This window comes from Pseudoalteromonas sp. S1609 (assembly GCF_005887255.1).
In the GTDB taxonomy this organism is placed as follows: domain Bacteria; phylum Pseudomonadota; class Gammaproteobacteria; order Enterobacterales; family Alteromonadaceae; genus Pseudoalteromonas.
Genome location: NZ_PNDJ01000073.1, coordinates 1 through 16,916, shown reverse-complemented (window position 1 = coordinate 16,916; position 16,916 = coordinate 1). Strand labels below are relative to the sequence as shown.

Here is a 16,916-nt window from a genome sequence, read left to right as displayed (position 1 = left end):
AAACGGTGAGCTATCAAAAGAAGAGTTCTCTAAAGCATAATCCTAAGCTATTAAACTTTGGGAGCTAAATCTCCCACATTATTTAAACGATTTTAAGGAATACTCATTATGAAAACATTACACAAAACATTCGCACTTATCGCATTGGCTTCTTCATCAGCAGCTTTTGCTGCCAGCGATTTTGATACACTTGATACCGACGGTAACGGTGCTATTAGCCAAAGTGAAGCATCAGTTGATGCAAAGCTAATGAGCATGTTCTCAGAGCTTGATACAGACCAAAACGGTGAGCTATCAAAAGCAGAATTTTCTAAAGCATAAGCTAAGACTAGGCATATTCTGAGTTGCCAAAGACAACCTAAGTAGGCAAGGGAGCCTATGAAAAAGAATGACAAGGACGGTTATAGCCTGATATTTCCAATAGCACAAAGCATTACATTTTGAAGGATTAAATTATGAAAACATTACACAAAACATTCGCACTTATCGCGCTAGCTTCTTCATCAGCAGCCTTTGCCGCTAGCGACTTTGACACAATTGATGCCGACGGTAATGGGGTTATTAGTCAAAGCGAAGCTGCTGTAAATGCTGATTTAACGGCCGCATTTACTGAGCTTGATACTGACGGTAATGGTGAGCTTTCTAAAGCTGAGTTTGCAAACTTTTAATTTTTAACTTTTTTCATTGCACAGGGATCTCAGAAAAGGATTTCCCTCTTTAAGGAGACTTATTATGAAAGCATTAAACACAACACTTGCGATTTTAGTATTAGCGTCATCATCAGCGGCATACGCAGCAGTAGACTTTGCCTCTTTTGATAGCAATGGCGACGGTGTAATTAGTCAGCAGGAAGCAGCGTCTAATAAACAACTAATGAATATTTTTGATGACTTAGATACTGACGGAAATGGTGAACTTTCTAAAGAAGAGTTTGCAAGAGTACAATAAGTATTACCCCATCATACTCCACTAAAGCCGCTTAATAGTCAGCGGCTTTTTTGTGCTTGTTAGAGACTATATTTAAGTTGGAGAGAGAAGCTTCTTGGCTTGCCATAACGATATTGGTTATAGAACCCAATTTGACTGTAATAATGCTTATCAAATAAGTTATCGATATTTAGGCTAACAGATAATTGCTCATTCATTTGATAATTCGCCATTAGGCTTGCAATACCATAACTAGGCTGGTTTACCTCAACAGCGCCATAAACAGGGTTTTTAACTTCATCATAGCTATTGCTTTGCCAGCGATAGCCACCACCCACTTTTAGATTGTCTAATGCACCTGAGAGTTGATAGCTAGTAAAAAGTTTAAATTGATCTTTTGGGTTGGTGGTATTTAATACCGTATTATCCGGTTTTTCGCCTTTACTATGGGTATAGCCAAAATAAGCGTTCCAGTTGTCGGTTAATTTTCCGTTGATTTCTAGCTCGTAGCCCTGAGTTAATGTGCCGTCAATGGGCTTGTAGATGGCCTGAAGTGTTTCTGCAATGGTATCTCCCGTGTACTCGCCTACATTATCTTGATAAATTTTAAATCCAGAAAGGGATATGTCTAAACGTTCATCAAGTACAGAAGCTTTTATGCCAAGTTCATAATTCTTACCTTCAATAGGGCTTAAATAATGTCCATTTTTATCAACTCGACTTTGTGGTGTAAAAATATCAGTGTAATTAGCATACAAAGCCCAACTCTGTGTCAGTTCATAAGTTGCTCCAAAATAATTAGTTAGTTCATCACTTATTTTATAATCATGCATGCGACCAAAATTATCTTGATTGGTTTGCCATTGATTTAACCGGCTTCCAACAATTAAAGACAAGGCATCGGTTATATTTAGTTGTGCAGCAACATAAAGTGCATCTTGTTTAGTTGTGCCATAAGAGCCGTAAGCCGCTTCTGACTGCCAGTTTGGTTTTGCAATGCTATAACTAGAGTCAGTGAAATCGCCGATAATATAGTCACTTTGTTGACTAGCATAATAAGGGGTCGAAAACTGTTGCTCTTGGGTATTATAACCAAATAGCAGTTGGTGACTTTGGCCCAGCCAATTAAACCGACCATTGAGTTCGACCTCATAGGTATCCTGCGTTCTGTTTGCATCAATATAGTTTATAGAACCGGGTTTCATTCCAGTGTTGTTTATAGGATCGGGCTCTCCTTTTACCCAAAACACATCATAATCTAGATCGTTATCACCATAGACATAATTAGCGGTTAGCTGCCAGTTAGCGTTAAAGTAATGCTCTAGACGAATAAACGCATTAAGTGCATCGGTTCGAGAAGAGGCCCAATCTTGAGCCGTTGAAGCACCTCTGTCATAAGCAGTGCGGGAGCCATCACTATAAAAAATAGGCAAACCACCTGACATTGTTCCTTTAGGGGTTGTCGATTGATTATCAACAGCAAGAGTCAATAAAGTACTGTTAGAAAGATCTGCCTCAATAATGCCATACAATGTTTGACTGGTTTGCGAGAAGCGATCTTGATATGAGTGTCTATCTTGATAAGCAACAACAGCCCGTCCTCTTATACTTTCACTATTATTTATGCTTCCCGACACATCCACCATCGCACGGTAGTTGTCCCATGAGCCTAATGAAGCAGTAAGATTTATTTGAGTGTTTGCAGTTGGACGTTTACGTATCAAATTAATTGCTGCCGAAGGGTTACCTGCGCCCAGCATTAGCCCCGTTGCTCCTCTAACTATTTCGATACGATCATAAATTGCGGTATCGGTTAGGTTATCTCCATAATTAAAGCGGGTGTCATAGGTGGTCGCTATGCCATCATAAAGTATGCTGGTGACACTAATACCTCGGGCTGAAATAGAAAACTTGCCATTATCTGCTTCTCGAGCATTTATGCCTGTTACACTGGTTATAGCTTCAATTGCGGTGTTTAGTTGTTGGTCTGCCATAAAATCGCTTGTTATCGCTATCGTTGATTGCGGTGTTTGCAAATGTGATAGCTCAAGACCTGTTGCAGAGCTCATGGAATTAACTTTATAGCCGTTCGCTTGCTCTCCAATAACGGTTAACCTTTCGATATCTTTGCTAGTGTGGGCGAGCGTTTGAGTTGAAACTGCTGAAAATAAAAGACCAACCAGAGTGTAATGAGTTACGGGAGAATTTTTCTTTGAGAGTAGGTGTATCATTTGAAATCCATTTTTATTTAAAAACGTGAAATTAACTTTTCACATCAGTAGATGTCGCTGCTTGATAATCGAGCAAGAAGAGACTAATAGATTTTTCTTTATTAGTAAATGCTTTTGATAATGATTTTCATTTAGATTTAAGTGTTCTCCTTTTTACTTACAAGCACGTTGTGAATAAAAAGGAGGGATTACTTATAAAAAGATTGCGCTAACTTGGAATAACTTTTCAACCACGTTAATGTGCTTTTTATCAATTAAGAACATAATTACATGATCGCCTGATAGAATTATCGTGTCGTCGTGGGCAATGAGTACATCGTCATTACGTACAATTGCACCTATTGTGGTACCTGCTGGCAATTTAATATCTGCAATCGCGCGACCCACTACTTTAGATGTGTTTTCATCACCATGGGCAACTGCCTCTATGGCTTCTGCAGCCCCTTTACGCAGTGAATACACGTTTACAATGTCGCCTCGGCGCACGTGCGTAAGTAACGCAGAAATAGTCGCTTGTTGTGGTGAAATAGCAATATCTATTTCGCCGCCCTGTACTAAATCAACGTAAGCACCTCGTTGAATAAGCACCATGGTTTTTTGTGCCCCCATGCGTTTTGCGAGCATGGCCGACATAATATTCACTTCATCATCGTTAGTAACGGCAATAAAAACATCAACTTGTTCAATGTGTTCTTCTGAGAGCAGCTCTTGATCGGACGCATCACCACAAAATACCACGGTGTTGTCTAGCATTTCAGAGAGTTGCTCTGCGCGCTCTTTACTGCGTTCTAATAATTTAACGCTGTGGTTTCTTTCCAGTGAACGGGCTAGGCCTGCACCAATATTACCGCCACCGGCTATCATAATTTTTTTGTACGAGCGTTCCAGTTTTTGTAGCTCGTTCATTACCGCACGAATATGTTTGGTGGCGGCAATAAAAAATACTTCATCGTCGGCTTCTATTACAGTAGTACCCTGCGGTTTTATTGCCTTGCCTTGACGATAAATAGCGGCTACCCGGGTTTCTACATTAGGAATATGTTGCTTAAGTGTAGATAAGGCGTAGCCTACTAATAAACCGCCATAGTAGGCTTTTACAGCTACTAAAGAGAGCATGCCGTCGGCAAATTGTAGTACCTGTAATGCACCAGGGTAATCTATCAAACGGCGAATATATTTAGTAACGAGTGCTTCTGGGGCTATGTAATGATCGACCGGTAAATCATCATTATGAAAGAGTTTTTCACGGTATTTTAAATATTGCTCAGAGCGAATGCGGGCAATTTTGGTTGGCGTATTAAAAATACTGTAAGCAACTTGGCATGCCACCATGTTTACTTCATCTGAGCTGGTTACGGCGATAATCATATCGGCATCTTCAGCTCCTGCGCGACTCAACACGTCAGGGTGGGCGCCGTGGCCTGCAACACCTTGTAAATCGTATTTATCTTGCAGTTCACGCAAGCGGTTACCGTCGATATCAACTACGGTTATTTCGTTTTGTTCACCCACTAAGTTTTCTGCGAGTGTGCCGCCAACTTGTCCAGCACCGAGTATGATTATTTTCATTATGTACCCGTATTATTAATACTAATTACATCAAAATAATAACTACCTCAAAGCGAGGTAGTTAAATGTGTTGCGTTGCAATACTAGGCTTTTTTAACTAATTTAGCGTAGTAAAAACCGTCACTTTCACCTGGCAAAAGCTGTAAGCCTGGTGTGGTTTTTGTGTCTTCGCTGTGCAGAGGAATATGCTCCACATCGTCGTTATTAGCTAAAAACTTAGCAACTTGTTGTTGGTTTTCTTGAGGAAGTACCGAGCAAGTTGCATACACTAATGTGCCACCTGGTTTTAACAATGGCCAAATGCTATCGAGTATATCGCCTTGTAGGGTCGATAAGTCGTTAATGTCGGATGCGCGACGTAGCCATTTTATATCTGGATGACGACGAATTACGCCCGTTGCAGAGCAGGGTACATCTAACAAAATACGATCAAACTGATCTTCATCCCACCAAGTGTGAGGTTGCGATGCATCACCACATTGTAAGTCGGCTCCCAAACCAATTCGTTCTAAGTTTTGTTTAACACGTTCTAATCGTGTGGCATCGCTATCAAGCGCGAGCACATCTGCATCGGCAAGCTCTAAAATATGGCAGGTTTTACCACCAGGCGCTGCACAGGCATCAAGTATTGCATCACCATTTTGTGGGTCTAGGTAGCGAGCTGCAAGCTGCGCTGCCGCATCTTGTACTGAACAAGCACCGGTATCAAACTCAGGAAGTGAAAACACATCGCGTGGTTTGCTTAGTTTAATGCCATCAATAAAATCAGGGTTTAGAGTATGTTCAATATCGTTAGCGGTTAGCATTTCGCTATATTCTTGGGTGCTAAACTGCGATTGATTCACTCGCAGCCACATTGGCGCTTGCTGTTGGTTTGCTTCTAGAATGTCTTCCCAGTGATCTGGATAGGCTTCTTTTACTTGCTTTATAAACCAATTTGGGTGGTTGTATAAACATACCGGAATTTGTTTGGCTTTTTCTTCAAGCTCAACTTGCTGACGCTGAAAGCTTCGTAAAATGGCGTTAATAAGCCCTTTTAAGCCAAGAGCACGCAATTGTTGTAACGCATTAACCGTTTCGCTAATTGCTGCATGCGGCGGTACACGCATGTGTTGTAGTTGGTAAATGCCCACATACAATAAAAACTGGAAAATACGACGTTTGCCTTTAAGCGGTTGCTCGACTAGATGCTGGCAATAATTTTCTAGGCTAGGTAAGTAACGTAATACTCCGTAGCAAATTTGCTGCAGTAAAGCTTTATCTTTAGGTGATAGGCCTTGGCTAGCGAAAGGAAGTTCTTGATTAAGCGATGCTCCTTTATCAACCACGTTATATAAAGTTTCAGCGGCTAGCGCTCTGACATTGCTTACATTACTCATTATTTTCGCCTAATACAGTGCCGGGTGTGACCCAATCGCTACGACCGTTTAAAAAATCATTAATTGCCATTGGCTTTTTGCCTTGTGGTTGTAATTCGCCAATAGATAAAGCGTGTTTACCACAAGCCACAACGATACCGTTTTTATCACTTGCTAAGACAGTGCCAGCTGTGCCTGATTGTTCAACCACATTTGCTTGGTATATTTTTACCGTATTACCACTCATTTGGGTAAAGCATACTGGCCATGGGTTAAAGGCACGAATGTTGCGCTCGATTTGCTCGGCATCCATAGACCAATCAATGTTGGCTTCGTCTTTTGAGAGTTTTTTAGCGTAATTGGCATCGGTATCGTTTTGTGGTTCAGGCGTTATTTCCCCGTTGGCTAAACGATTTATGGTATCGATTAATGCATCAGGCCCGAGTTCAGCAAGCTTAGTGTATAAGCTGACACTGGTTTCAGTATTATCAATAGGGCAGCGGCTAATATGCAGCATATCGCCGGTATCTAGCCCTTCATCCATTTGCATTATCGTTACACCGGTTTGCTGATCGCCTGCCCAAATAGCACGTTGAATAGGCGCGGCACCACGCCAGCGCGGTAAAATAGAGCCATGCACATTTAAACACCCTAAACGCGGGGCATCTAAAATGGCTTTAGGTAAAATTAAACCGTAGGCAACTACAATCATAATATCGGCATTGAGGCTGTTTAATTCTTCAAGTGCCTCATCTGTTTTGAGAGATTGCGGCTGAAAAACAGGTAGCTCATGTTCTAGTGCAAGCGCTTTTACTTCACTGGCTTTTAGTTTTTTTCCGCGACCCGCTGGACGATCTGGTTGGCTGTAAACGCCCACAATTTGGTGTTCACTATTGATGAGTGCTTGCAGGTGGCGTGCAGCAAAGTCCGGCGTACCGGCAAATATAATGCGTAATGGTTGTGTCACTGAGTTTCCTAATTATTTACTAAGGTGCTTATTATTGCGCTGCAAACTTCGCTTCTTTTTCAAGCTTTTTACGGATGCGTTGGCGCTTTAATGGAGATAAATAATCAATAAATAATTTACCTTGAAGGTGATCAAGCTCATGCTGAATACAAATCGCTAATAATTCGTCGGCATCAAGAACAAACTCTTTACCTTCTTCGTTGAGTGCAGCCACGGTAACAGTCTCTGCACGGTCAACTTTTGCATACGAATGAGGAACTGACAAACAGCCTTCTTCACTCACGGTAGAGCCATCTTTTTTGATAATTTGTGGATTGATAAGTACCAGTGGTTCATCGCGTTCTTCTGATACATCGATCACCACAATACGTTGGTGAATATCAACTTGCGTAGCAGCAAGTCCAATACCATTTTCGTCGTACATAGTTTCTAGCATATCTTTGACGATTTCACGTACTTGGTCGTCAACAACAGTTACTTCTTTTGCGATTGTACGTAAACGTTCATCTGGAAATCTTAAAACTTCTAACCTAGCCATAGTTACCTTTTACACTTATGCTTAAATTTAGGGTATCGTATGTTCTTATTTTAGCCATTCACGTTCCCCTTTAACAGGTTTTGATTAATAATAATGAAAAAACACTATGAGGAAGCTCAATGAAATCTCCATTCATTGCAATAATACTTGCATTAAGTGCTACTTTTCCTGTGCTAGCAGATGTACTAACTATAAAAAAAGACGCGCCTAAACAGTACGTTGTAAAAAAAGGTGACACGCTTTGGGATATCTCAGCGATATATTTAAACGAGCCGTGGCTGTGGCCTGAGTTATGGCAAATGAATCCGCAAATAGGCAATCCTCATCTTATTTACCCGGGCGATGCGTTAGCATTAATTTACGATACAGACGGTAATCCGCGTTTAGTAATTAATAAAGCGTATAGAAAGCTATCACCTATAGGGCGTATTACTCCTAAAGGGAAAGACGCTATCACTACATTACCGCTTGCGCTGATTAAACCGTATTTGTCATTTGAACAAGCGATAAACAGCGATTTGGTAAAAGAAAAACCCTATATTTTAGGTGCAAACGAAAATACTAAAACTCAAACTATTGATCATATTCTATATGTTAAAGGTAATTTAAAGCGCCATCAGGCTTATGCTATTTACCATGAAGGAGCGCCTTACACCGACCCTAAAACAGGTGAAGAACTAGCGAGTAGAGCATCTTATGTAGGTATGGCCCGGGCCTTTAGAGCTGGTGATGCTGCCAATGGCGAACCTGCCTCCGTCAGGGTTGAATCAGTAAAACGTGAAATTAAACAAGGTGACTTTTTATTACCCGCCATGGAAGGGCAGATGCTGCCAGTGTATTTTAATATGCATCGTCCTACCCAGCCGCTGCAGGGTCATGTAATTGCATCTCCTCGTGAAGTGAGAGAATTTAGCACGATGGATGTGGTGGTGCTAAACTTAGGCTCTGAGCAACAAGTTGAAGTGGGCCATGTACTTGATATTGAACGCCAATCACCTAAAGTAATTGATGGTGCTCGAGGTCCGCGCTATACCGAAGATTCAAGTCGTTTAGAAAAATTGGTATCGGCTACTAGCGAATTATTCGGCTCAGAAACTGATGAAGACAGCATAACGTGGAAAATGCCAGCTGAAAAAGTTGGTGAAATGATTATTTTTAAAGTGTATGACAAAGTTAGTTATGCGCTGATCACTAAAAATCAGCACCCAATTCGCATTGGAGATTTAGCAGTTATTCATTAAGTAGCGAGTCGGTGTTCTAGGAGGGAACATGGAACAATCGTGTGGCAAGCTAAATCATTGGCTTGCCTTTTACTTATGCAAAGGGCTAGGGATTAAAACGCTCTTAGCCCTGTCTCAACAATACAGTTTAGCATCGCTGTTTTCTTTATCACACGCTGAGCTAGTAAACATTGGTTTAACGGCTCACCAAGCTAGCAACTTACTTAACACTAACTGGCAGCAAGTTGCACATTATGAGCAGTTGATCAGCCAACAAAACATTGTTGTTATTAGTATTTTTGATACCACCTACCCAGAACAGCTAAAACAAATAGCCAGTGCGCCACTATTACTTTTTTGTAAAGGGGATATCAGCTTGCTGGCTTCGCCGCAAATAGCCATTGTTGGCAGTCGAAACGCAACGACTACAGGGCTTGAAATTGCTGCTGAGTTTGCACACCAGTTAACCCTTGCTGGCATAACAGTAACCTCAGGTATGGCGCGAGGTATTGACGGTGCTGCCCATAAAGGGGCACTGTCAGGAAATGGCAAAACCATTGCAGTGCTAGGGACAGGCGTTGATATTTACTATCCTAAACGCCATAAGTTACTCACAGAGCAAGTATTAGCAACAGGCTTATTGGTTAGTGAGTTTTTGCCTGGTACGGCTGCCAATGCGCACAACTTCCCACGGCGCAATCGTATTATTTCAGGGCTCTCTTTAGGCGTTTTAATTGTTGAAGCCGAAATTAAAAGCGGCTCATTAATTACGGTACGTTACGCGCTTGAACAAAATAAAGAAGTTTTTGCGGTACCCGGTTCAATTAAAAATCCGCTTGCACAAGCTAGCCACTTTTTAATTAAACAAGGTGCTAAGCTGGTTGAGAACGTCGCAGATATCCTTGATGAGATGAACTTTTCATACCCTTCTGGTCTAAACTGTAAAGAGTTAACTGATGCTGTAACCTCAGATTGCGAGGTACTTAATAGTATTGGGTTTGAGGTGACCAGTGTGGACGATATTATGCGTCGAGTGCAGTGGCCAATTGATAAAGTACAAGCGCGATTGCTTGATTTAGAGTTAGACGATCAAATTGAGCGAGTATTAGACGGCTATATTAAATTAAGCGCTGGAGGATAATATGTTTGATATTCTTATGTATTTATTTGAAAACTATGTTCACAGCGAAAGCGATGTTTTTGTTGAGCAAAGTAAGCTTACTGATGAGCTACTGCGCGCTGGGTTTAACAAGCCGGAAATAAACAAAGCTATTGACTGGTTAGATCAACTTGCCGCATTACAATATAGTAATGAGTCGCCTTATTTATTAGCCACTGAGCAGCATGCAGTGCGAATCTTTACCGATAGCGAGTGTCGAGTTCTTGATACTGAATGCCGTGGCTTTTTAATGTTTGTTGAACAAACCGGCGTTATTAATAGCACCACTCGTGAAATGGTGATGGATCGTTTGGCGGCGCTTGATAATTCAGCCATTACTTTAGAAGATTTAAAATGGTTAATTCTGATGGTGTTATTCAATGCCCCTGATTCTCAGCAGGCGTATGAGCAAATGGAAGATCTTATTTTTGATGAGCCTAGCGAAGTGTTACATTAACCATTATTGGGTGTTTTATTATTTTCAGCGTTAACAAACCGACTGCGATAGCTTGTATCTTTAAGTGTTTTGGGTATATTAGGCGAAAATTCACCAACCACTAGGATTTACATGAGTAAAATCGATCATTCACTTTTCTCGGCCAATAAACACGCCTTAGAAAAAGAATATGAGATATGCCCGCAATGTGGTTCAGAACTCGTCATTCGTAATAGTAAGTCGGGGCCTTTTTTAGGCTGCGCTAGTTACCCTAAGTGCGATTTTATTCGCCCGCTTGCCCATCATGATAGCAATGAAATAAAAGTACTTGAGGACAGCGAGTGTCCAGAGTGTAGCAAGCCGCTGGTGGTGAAAAATGGTCGCTACGGTATGTTTATTGGTTGTACGGGTTATCCTGAATGCCACTATATTGCCAGTGACGATGACGACACCCCAAGTGAAGAGCCTGTGGTTGGTTGCCCTAAATGTAAAAAAGGGCATTTAGTTTCACGCAGTAATAAGTTTGGTAAAGTATTCTATTCCTGCGACTGTTACCCAAGCTGTAAATATACGCTTAATCATAAACCTGTAGCTCAAGCGTGTCCTGTATGTGACTGGCCAGTTGTTACTGAGAAAAAAGCCGCGAGTGGTGTTGTGTTACAATGCCCACAAAAAAGCTGTATGCATAAGTTTGCTGCCACTGAATAACATAAATATCTCTGGAGACAATTTTGTCTGACCTTTCTTCTTTATCTGCTGCAATAACAAGCTTAGAACAAGGCGATGTTATTTTGTACCCAACCGAAGCTGTTTATGGCTTAGGTTGCGATCCTGACAATCAACAGGCGGTTGAACGCTTACTTGGTATTAAACAACGCCCAGTTGAAAAAGGGCTTATTTTAATTGCTGACAATTACGGGCAATTATTAAAGTACGTGGATGATGCTAAGTTGCCCATGGACAAGCGCGCTGATATTTTTTCAAGTTGGCCTGGTGCTATTACCTGGGTTATGCCTGCAGCTAAAACTACGCCGAAGTGGCTAACAGGGCAATTTGATACTATTGCAGTGAGAGTAACTAACCATCCTACAGTTAAACGTTTATGCCAAGAGTTTGGTAAACCATTGGTATCAACAAGTGCAAATTTAACTGGTCAAGCAACGGTAACAAGTATTGTTGAGGCGCAGCAGCAGTTTGCAGATCAGGTTAGTTTTTATGTTGATGAACCATTAGGTGGTAATACACAACCAAGCACCATTAAAGATGCCACAACAGGCAATATATTCAGAGGTTAACTATGCAAAGCGAATTATTAAAACAAGTAAAAGCCTACTTTATGGCTTTGCAAGATACCATTTGCCAAGGCTTAGAAGCAGCAGATGGGAAAGCACAATTTGTTGAAGACAGCTGGCAGCGAGAAGAGGGCGGCGGTGGTCGTACTCGCGTTATCACCAATGGTAATGTGATTGAGCAAGGCGGAGTTAATTACTCTCATGTATTTGGTGCCTCTATGCCGGGCTCTGCCACTGCACATAGACCTGAGCTTGCAGGACGTAGTTTTCATGCGTGTGGTGTATCGTTAGTGATTCACCCTAAAAACCCACATATACCAACAAGCCATGCCAATGTACGTTTTTTTATTGCCGAAAAAGAAGGTGAAGAACCGATTTGGTGGTTTGGTGGTGGTTTTGATTTAACCCCTTTTTACCCTGTACTTGAAGATGTAGTGCATTGGCATCAAGTTGCGCACGATGTGTGTCAGCCATTTGGCGATGATGTTTATCCAAAATATAAAAAATGGTGTGACGAATACTTTTATTTAAAACATCGTGATGAAACCCGCGGCGTAGGCGGCTTATTTTTTGACGATTTAAATGAGTTAGGTTTTGAGCAAAGCTTTGCATTTATGCAATCGGTGGGTAATGGCTTTTTAGATGCTTACGTTCCTATTATTGAACGTCGTAAAAACGATGAGTACACCGAGCAGCAGCGCGACTTCCAATTATACCGCCGTGGTCGTTATGTTGAGTTTAATTTAGTCTGGGACCGTGGCACATTGTTTGGTTTACAAAGCGGTGGTCGTACGGAATCTATTTTAATGTCTATGCCACCTTTAGCCCGTTGGGAGTATAACTATACCCCAGCCGAAGACAGTGCAGAGGCATTGCTATATAAAGATTTCTTAAAGCCTCGTGATTGGTTAGCACTAGGCTAAGAATGATATGCCAGTCAATAAACGGCTTATTGACTGGCTTTTAAAATTATTGTTTAAGTTTAAAACTGCGTACCTGCTCATCTAACGAACGAGCTAAATTGAGTAACTCTTCACTGACTTTTTGATTTTCATCGGCATCCACTAATGATTGCTCGGCGTTATCGCTAATACCAACAACACTTATATTTATTTCTTCAGCAGCTTGGTTTTGTTGCTCTGTTGCATCGGCTATTTGTATATTGAGCTCATTTATTTCATTCATTTGCCCTGAAATATCTTTTAAAGCCTGTGCAACTTGCTGTACTTGTTGCGCTCTTTCGTCTGCCTCTGCACAGGACTCACCCATGGTTTTAACGGTTTGCGCGGCTTCGGACTGCAACTTATCTATAGTACGGCGTATTTCATCGGTAGAGGCATGAGTTCGAGTTGCTAAAGTACGTACTTCATCAGCAACAACGGCAAAGCCTCGGCCAGCTTCACCTGCACGGGCAGCTTCAATGGCAGCATTAAGCGCTAATAAATTTGTTTGCTCGGCGATACTGCTGATCACCTCAAGTACTTTTCCCACCTCAAGCGTTTGCTCTTGCAGCTGTCTTACTTGATCTGCCGCTTGGCGTACATCTTCTGCTAACTGATTAATACTGAGTTCGGTTTGCTCTGCAACCTGCATGCTTTGTTGTGCTAGTTCATTACTGTTCTCAGATTTTTCTTGAGCAAAATGAGTGGTGTTTCTTACTTCATTGGATGAGCTTTCTAGTTCATTAATTGCTGCGGCCACCGAATCGGTACTTTTCTTTTGTTCTAAAATAGCGCGCTCAGTGGTATCGGCCGAGGTATAAATTTTCTCTGCTGAATGAATAAGTACTTTTGAAGAGTGAGATACCTGAGCAATATTATCTTTAAACGTAGCAATCATTTGGTTAAAGCTGGTGGCAAGCCAGCCGAGTTCATCTTCGGCGTTATCTTCAATGCGTAAGGTTAAATCTTTATTGGTAGTGGCTAAGTGCATTGCATGGCCGAGCTTTTTAAGGCGCACTATAAATATTTTTCTAAACACTATACCTAGCAGCACAAAGGCAATAATAAAAATAGTAGAAAGTAGGCTGGTGGTTACTAAGGTATTGTAAGTTACCTCATTATCAATATCAGCTAAGGAATAACTAATTTTTACCACGCCTAGTACATCGCCTTCTTGCGCTTGGTGGCAGCCTAAACAGTTAGTACCTTTATAATCAGAGCTAGCATACATAGGGCGTAGGTAGGTCATACTGCGGCTATCGGTGTTTTGCTCTATAAATAAGCTTTCTTTACCCTTTAGTGCTTCGCGTTCGTTGTTATTACTTGCTGTTTGGTTTTTATTTCCGGCACCATACAGATTATTAACTATATCGGAGCGAATAATATGAGCATCTTCTATATTAGGGTGTTTGCGTAGCTTTTGGCTCAATAATTCTCGATTAGCCATAGTACCGGTTAGCATCATGGTGTTTATTGAATCAAAATAATTATCGGCAAGCAGCTTAATGTTTTCTGCCACCGTATCCTGGGCGAGCATGCGCTGTTGGCTAGCACTACTAAAAATACTGGCTATTAATACAATAACGCCAGTTAGAGCTAATAAAGCATAAATTTTATGTTGGATTGATTTCACACGCGCCACGCTTTTCTAATTATTTGATAGGGTATTATCTATATTTTAGAAAAGCGGATTTTGACTTAGCGCAAATAATCCACAATTAAAGAACGAGGTAGGTTAATGCTGGTTAATCATATGGCTGGCAAGCTGAGCCAGTGATTGACGTAAGCCTTCGCGTAACACAGGGTTATCTATTTCTATATCTAAGGTTTTATTCATGCAATACATCCACTGATCACGTAAGTCTTGATCAATAGGGAACGGCATATGGCGTTTACGCAGCATCGGGTGGCCGTGTTTTTCTACAAATAGGTCAGGCCCACCAAGCCAACCGGATAAAAACTCAAAAAATACTTGGCGAATTCTGTCTAATGGTTGAGGATGCATATCATATAACGGTTTAGCGTATTCATCACTGGCCATTATATCGTAGAATCTATTGGCAATTGCACGCGTGGGGGCTTCTCCACCAATGATTTCATACGGGGTTTTATCTGGCGTAGGTGCTTGCGTAGTTGTAGACGGCTTTGATCTTGAAAAGAGTCTTTTAATCATAAATTTATCATCGTTAATAGGCAGTACTAAAACTGCGAAGAGGTTGTTTAAAATGGACAAATATGCGGTTTTTGGAAATCCAATCAAACATTCAAAATCTCCCATTATTCATCAGCAGTTTGCAAAATCATTGGGAGAGCAAATCGACTATCGCGCAATATTAGCACCTATCGATGGATTTGAAAAAACAGTCGCTGCTTTTTTTGAGCAAGGGGGAAAAGGCGCCAATGTCACTGTTCCTTTTAAAGAGCAGGCTTTTGCTTTAGCCGATGAACTCACCCCAGTTGCTAAACTGGCAGGCGCAGTGAACACCCTTAAAAAGCGCGATGATGGCAGTTTACTCGGTGATAACACTGATGGCACTGGTTTTGTTAACGACTTACTGACCAATAAAATAACGATAACAGGTAAACGCCTGTTGATCATTGGTGCGGGTGGCGCTGCTCGAGGAGTTATCTTACCTTTACTAGAGCAAAATCCCGCAGAGATAGTTATTGTTAATCGCACAGCACACAAAGCCCAAACATTGGCAAAACTCTTCACTGGGCATGGCAATGTTTCGGGGTATGGTTTTGACGACCTTCCTTTTGCTGATTATCATTTAGTTATTAACTCAACCTCGAGCAGCATGAATAACGAATTACCTGCGTTAAGCGAAAAGCACTTAAGCACATGTGAAATGGCTTATGATATGTTTTACGCCACGCAAAATACGCTATTCATGAATTGGGTCAGCGAACACAATAAAGCAGCTAAGCTATTAGATGGCAGTGGTATGCTAGTAGGGCAAGCCGCACAAGCTTATTATGTATGGCGAAATAAAATGCCTGAGATTGTTCCTGTTAATACTGCACTAAAGCAGGGAGTGCTTAAATGAATCAAGCAATACAGTTTATAGATCGACTCGAATTTAGAGAGCCAACTCATCAATTAGTTTTTTTTGCACAAGTAAATGGCATGCTAGTTGAGTGTGTGATTGCTGTCAGTAGTTTAAATTTAGCCGATGAGAGTCATGCAACGCGTTATTTTGAGCAATACCGTTTTGATTATGAAGAACGTGCCGAGCAGCTTATCGAAGATGAATGCTATAACTCGGCAGGTCAAATAGAAGTGAGTTTAGTTAGTTAAATTAACTAGCGTCTTCAGCTAAGTATTCATCTTTAAGCTGCACGTAATTATCAGCAGACACTTTTAAAAAGCTCAGCTCTTGCTCTGTTAATGGGCGAGCTTGTTTTGCTGGGCTACCTACATATAAAAAACCAGACTCTAAACGCTTATTAGGGGGTACTAAAGCACCGCCACCAATAATAACCTCATCTTCTACAATCACATTATCCATAATAATAGCGCCCATACCCACGAGTATACGATTACCTAATATGCAGCCATGTAGCATTACCTTATGACCAACGGTTACATCATCACCAATAATAAGTGGGTAGCCGTCTGGATTATTCTTTGTTGCTCTTGATAAGTGTAAAACGCTGCCATCTTGTATATTAGTACGCTGACCAATACGAATATGGTTAACATCACCACGGGCAGCAACTAACGGCCATACACTGCTATCATCACCTATAGTGATATCACCGACTAATACAGACGACTCGTCTACATAAACAGATTCATTAAACGCAGGAGTGATTCCTTTATAAGAACGTATTGCCATATATGCACCTTTAAATTAAACATATTAAGAGTATTAGTGTAACAGTAGCGCTTATTTTAGTGCCAGCAAAGCCTATATTGATTATAAAACTACCAGTTTCACCTGCTTTCGCTCAGATACTAACCGAACAGTGTGTTTTTTTAGTTTTTCTTAAAAAAAGTACTTGCGTAAAAATCTGTTCTCCCTATAATGCGACCCCACTGAGACGGGGAACGCCAACGCATAGCGAGGCACGAACTACTCAGAGAGTTAAATAAAACTTGAGTTTAAATCATCGTAAGAAAGTTTAAAATTAAGTGTTGACTCGAAAAATAAAGGGTGTATTATACGCATCCCTAGCGACAACGTCGCAACGTTCTTTAACAATATAAAGCAATCATCTGTGTGGGCACTCGTACAGATTGAGTTCTAACAGCCAAGCTTAGTTTACTATGTG

19 protein-coding genes are annotated in these 16,916 nt (G+C 41.1%); 11 read left to right on the top strand and 8 right to left on the bottom strand.

The window, feature by feature from the left end:
- Nucleotides 1-108 precede the first annotated feature (108 nt).
- The 3 genes from CWB76_RS16705 to CWB76_RS16695 all read left to right on the top strand — a co-directional run bounded on the left by CWB76_RS16705 (nt 109) and on the right by CWB76_RS16695 (nt 948).
- Nucleotides 109-321, top strand: coding sequence for an EF-hand domain-containing protein (locus CWB76_RS16705; protein WP_008112939.1), 213 nt, complete (start codon nt 109-111; stop codon nt 319-321).
- A 134-nt stretch (nt 322-455) separates the two neighbouring features.
- On the top strand, nt 456-668 hold the full coding sequence (locus tag CWB76_RS16700) for an EF-hand domain-containing protein (RefSeq protein ID WP_036980747.1): 213 nt from the start codon (nt 456-458) through the stop codon (nt 666-668).
- Between the two features lie 64 nt (nt 669-732).
- The gene (locus CWB76_RS16695; RefSeq protein ID WP_010392739.1) at nt 733-948 is read left to right on the top strand and encodes an EF-hand domain-containing protein; all 216 of its coding nucleotides are present in this window, start codon (nt 733-735) and stop codon (nt 946-948) included.
- 59 nt (nt 949-1,007) lie between these two features.
- On the opposite strand, the gene CWB76_RS16690 is transcribed toward CWB76_RS16695, so the two are convergent.
- The 5 genes from CWB76_RS16690 to def all read right to left on the bottom strand — a co-directional run bounded on the left by CWB76_RS16690 (nt 1,008) and on the right by def (nt 7,590).
- Nucleotides 1,008-3,158: a TonB-dependent siderophore receptor gene (locus CWB76_RS16690; protein WP_249363188.1), complete on the bottom strand. Its 2,151-nt coding sequence runs from the start codon at nt 3,156-3,158 to the stop codon at nt 1,008-1,010.
- A 192-nt stretch (nt 3,159-3,350) separates the two neighbouring features.
- On the bottom strand, nt 3,351-4,727 hold the full coding sequence (gene trkA, locus CWB76_RS16685) for a Trk system potassium transporter TrkA (RefSeq protein WP_054202928.1): 1,377 nt from the start codon (nt 4,725-4,727) through the stop codon (nt 3,351-3,353).
- An 83-nt stretch (nt 4,728-4,810) separates the two neighbouring features.
- The gene (rsmB, locus tag CWB76_RS16680) at nt 4,811-6,106 is read right to left on the bottom strand and encodes a 16S rRNA (cytosine(967)-C(5))-methyltransferase RsmB (RefSeq protein WP_075169469.1); all 1,296 of its coding nucleotides are present in this window, start codon (nt 6,104-6,106) and stop codon (nt 4,811-4,813) included.
- Complete coding sequence (gene fmt, locus CWB76_RS16675) at nt 6,099-7,052, bottom strand: methionyl-tRNA formyltransferase (protein ID WP_138609098.1); 954 nt, start codon at nt 7,050-7,052, stop codon at nt 6,099-6,101. The genes rsmB and fmt overlap by 8 nt, the downstream gene beginning before the upstream one ends.
- A gap of 31 nt (nt 7,053-7,083) precedes the next feature.
- A complete protein-coding gene (gene def / locus CWB76_RS16670; protein WP_138609096.1) occupies nt 7,084-7,590 on the bottom strand; it encodes a peptide deformylase in 507 nt (168 codons plus the stop codon).
- A gap of 119 nt (nt 7,591-7,709) precedes the next feature.
- On the opposite strand from def, the gene CWB76_RS16665 reads away from it, so the two are divergent.
- The 6 genes from CWB76_RS16665 (at nt 7,710) to hemF (ending at nt 12,620) form a co-directional block, all read left to right on the top strand.
- Nucleotides 7,710-8,831 (top strand): LysM peptidoglycan-binding domain-containing protein, encoded by a 1,122-nt coding sequence (locus tag CWB76_RS16665; protein WP_138609094.1) that lies wholly within the window; start codon nt 7,710-7,712, stop codon nt 8,829-8,831.
- Between the two features lie 28 nt (nt 8,832-8,859).
- Nucleotides 8,860-9,951, top strand: a complete 1,092-nt coding sequence (dprA, locus tag CWB76_RS16660; protein ID WP_138609092.1) for a DNA-processing protein DprA — start codon at nt 8,860-8,862, stop codon at nt 9,949-9,951.
- 1 nt (nt 9,952) lies between these two features.
- On the top strand, nt 9,953-10,426 hold the full coding sequence (locus tag CWB76_RS16655; protein WP_010392756.1) for a DUF494 family protein: 474 nt from the start codon (nt 9,953-9,955) through the stop codon (nt 10,424-10,426).
- A gap of 111 nt (nt 10,427-10,537) precedes the next feature.
- Complete coding sequence (locus tag CWB76_RS16650) at nt 10,538-11,113, top strand: DNA topoisomerase family protein (RefSeq protein WP_010392760.1); 576 nt, start codon at nt 10,538-10,540, stop codon at nt 11,111-11,113.
- Nucleotides 11,114-11,136: 23 nt separating this feature from the next.
- The gene (tsaC, locus tag CWB76_RS16645) at nt 11,137-11,700 is read left to right on the top strand and encodes an L-threonylcarbamoyladenylate synthase type 1 TsaC (RefSeq protein ID WP_054202933.1); all 564 of its coding nucleotides are present in this window, start codon (nt 11,137-11,139) and stop codon (nt 11,698-11,700) included.
- A gap of 2 nt (nt 11,701-11,702) precedes the next feature.
- Nucleotides 11,703-12,620: an oxygen-dependent coproporphyrinogen oxidase gene (gene hemF / locus CWB76_RS16640; RefSeq protein ID WP_010392766.1), complete on the top strand. Its 918-nt coding sequence runs from the start codon at nt 11,703-11,705 to the stop codon at nt 12,618-12,620.
- Between the two features lie 46 nt (nt 12,621-12,666).
- On the opposite strand, the gene CWB76_RS16635 is transcribed toward hemF, so the two are convergent.
- Both CWB76_RS16635 and CWB76_RS16630 read right to left on the bottom strand, forming a co-directional pair.
- Entirely contained in the window at nt 12,667-14,271 is a 1,605-nt protein-coding gene (locus CWB76_RS16635; protein ID WP_138609090.1) for a methyl-accepting chemotaxis protein, read from the bottom strand.
- A gap of 102 nt (nt 14,272-14,373) precedes the next feature.
- The gene (locus CWB76_RS16630) at nt 14,374-14,811 is read right to left on the bottom strand and encodes a group II truncated hemoglobin (protein ID WP_010392770.1); all 438 of its coding nucleotides are present in this window, start codon (nt 14,809-14,811) and stop codon (nt 14,374-14,376) included.
- Between the two features lie 52 nt (nt 14,812-14,863).
- On the opposite strand from CWB76_RS16630, the gene aroE reads away from it, so the two are divergent.
- Nucleotides 14,864-15,688 (top strand): shikimate dehydrogenase, encoded by an 825-nt coding sequence (aroE, locus tag CWB76_RS16625; RefSeq protein ID WP_138609088.1) that lies wholly within the window; start codon nt 14,864-14,866, stop codon nt 15,686-15,688.
- Nucleotides 15,685-15,939 carry a DUF1488 family protein gene (locus CWB76_RS16620; RefSeq protein ID WP_008467093.1) on the top strand — a complete coding sequence of 85 codons (255 nt, stop codon included), beginning with the start codon at nt 15,685-15,687 and terminating at the stop codon, nt 15,937-15,939. The genes aroE and CWB76_RS16620 overlap by 4 nt, the downstream gene beginning before the upstream one ends.
- A gap of 1 nt (nt 15,940) precedes the next feature.
- On the opposite strand, the gene CWB76_RS16615 is transcribed toward CWB76_RS16620, so the two are convergent.
- A complete protein-coding gene (locus CWB76_RS16615) occupies nt 15,941-16,480 on the bottom strand; it encodes a gamma carbonic anhydrase family protein (RefSeq protein ID WP_138609086.1) in 540 nt (179 codons plus the stop codon).
- Nucleotides 16,481-16,916: the final 436 nt, after the last annotated feature.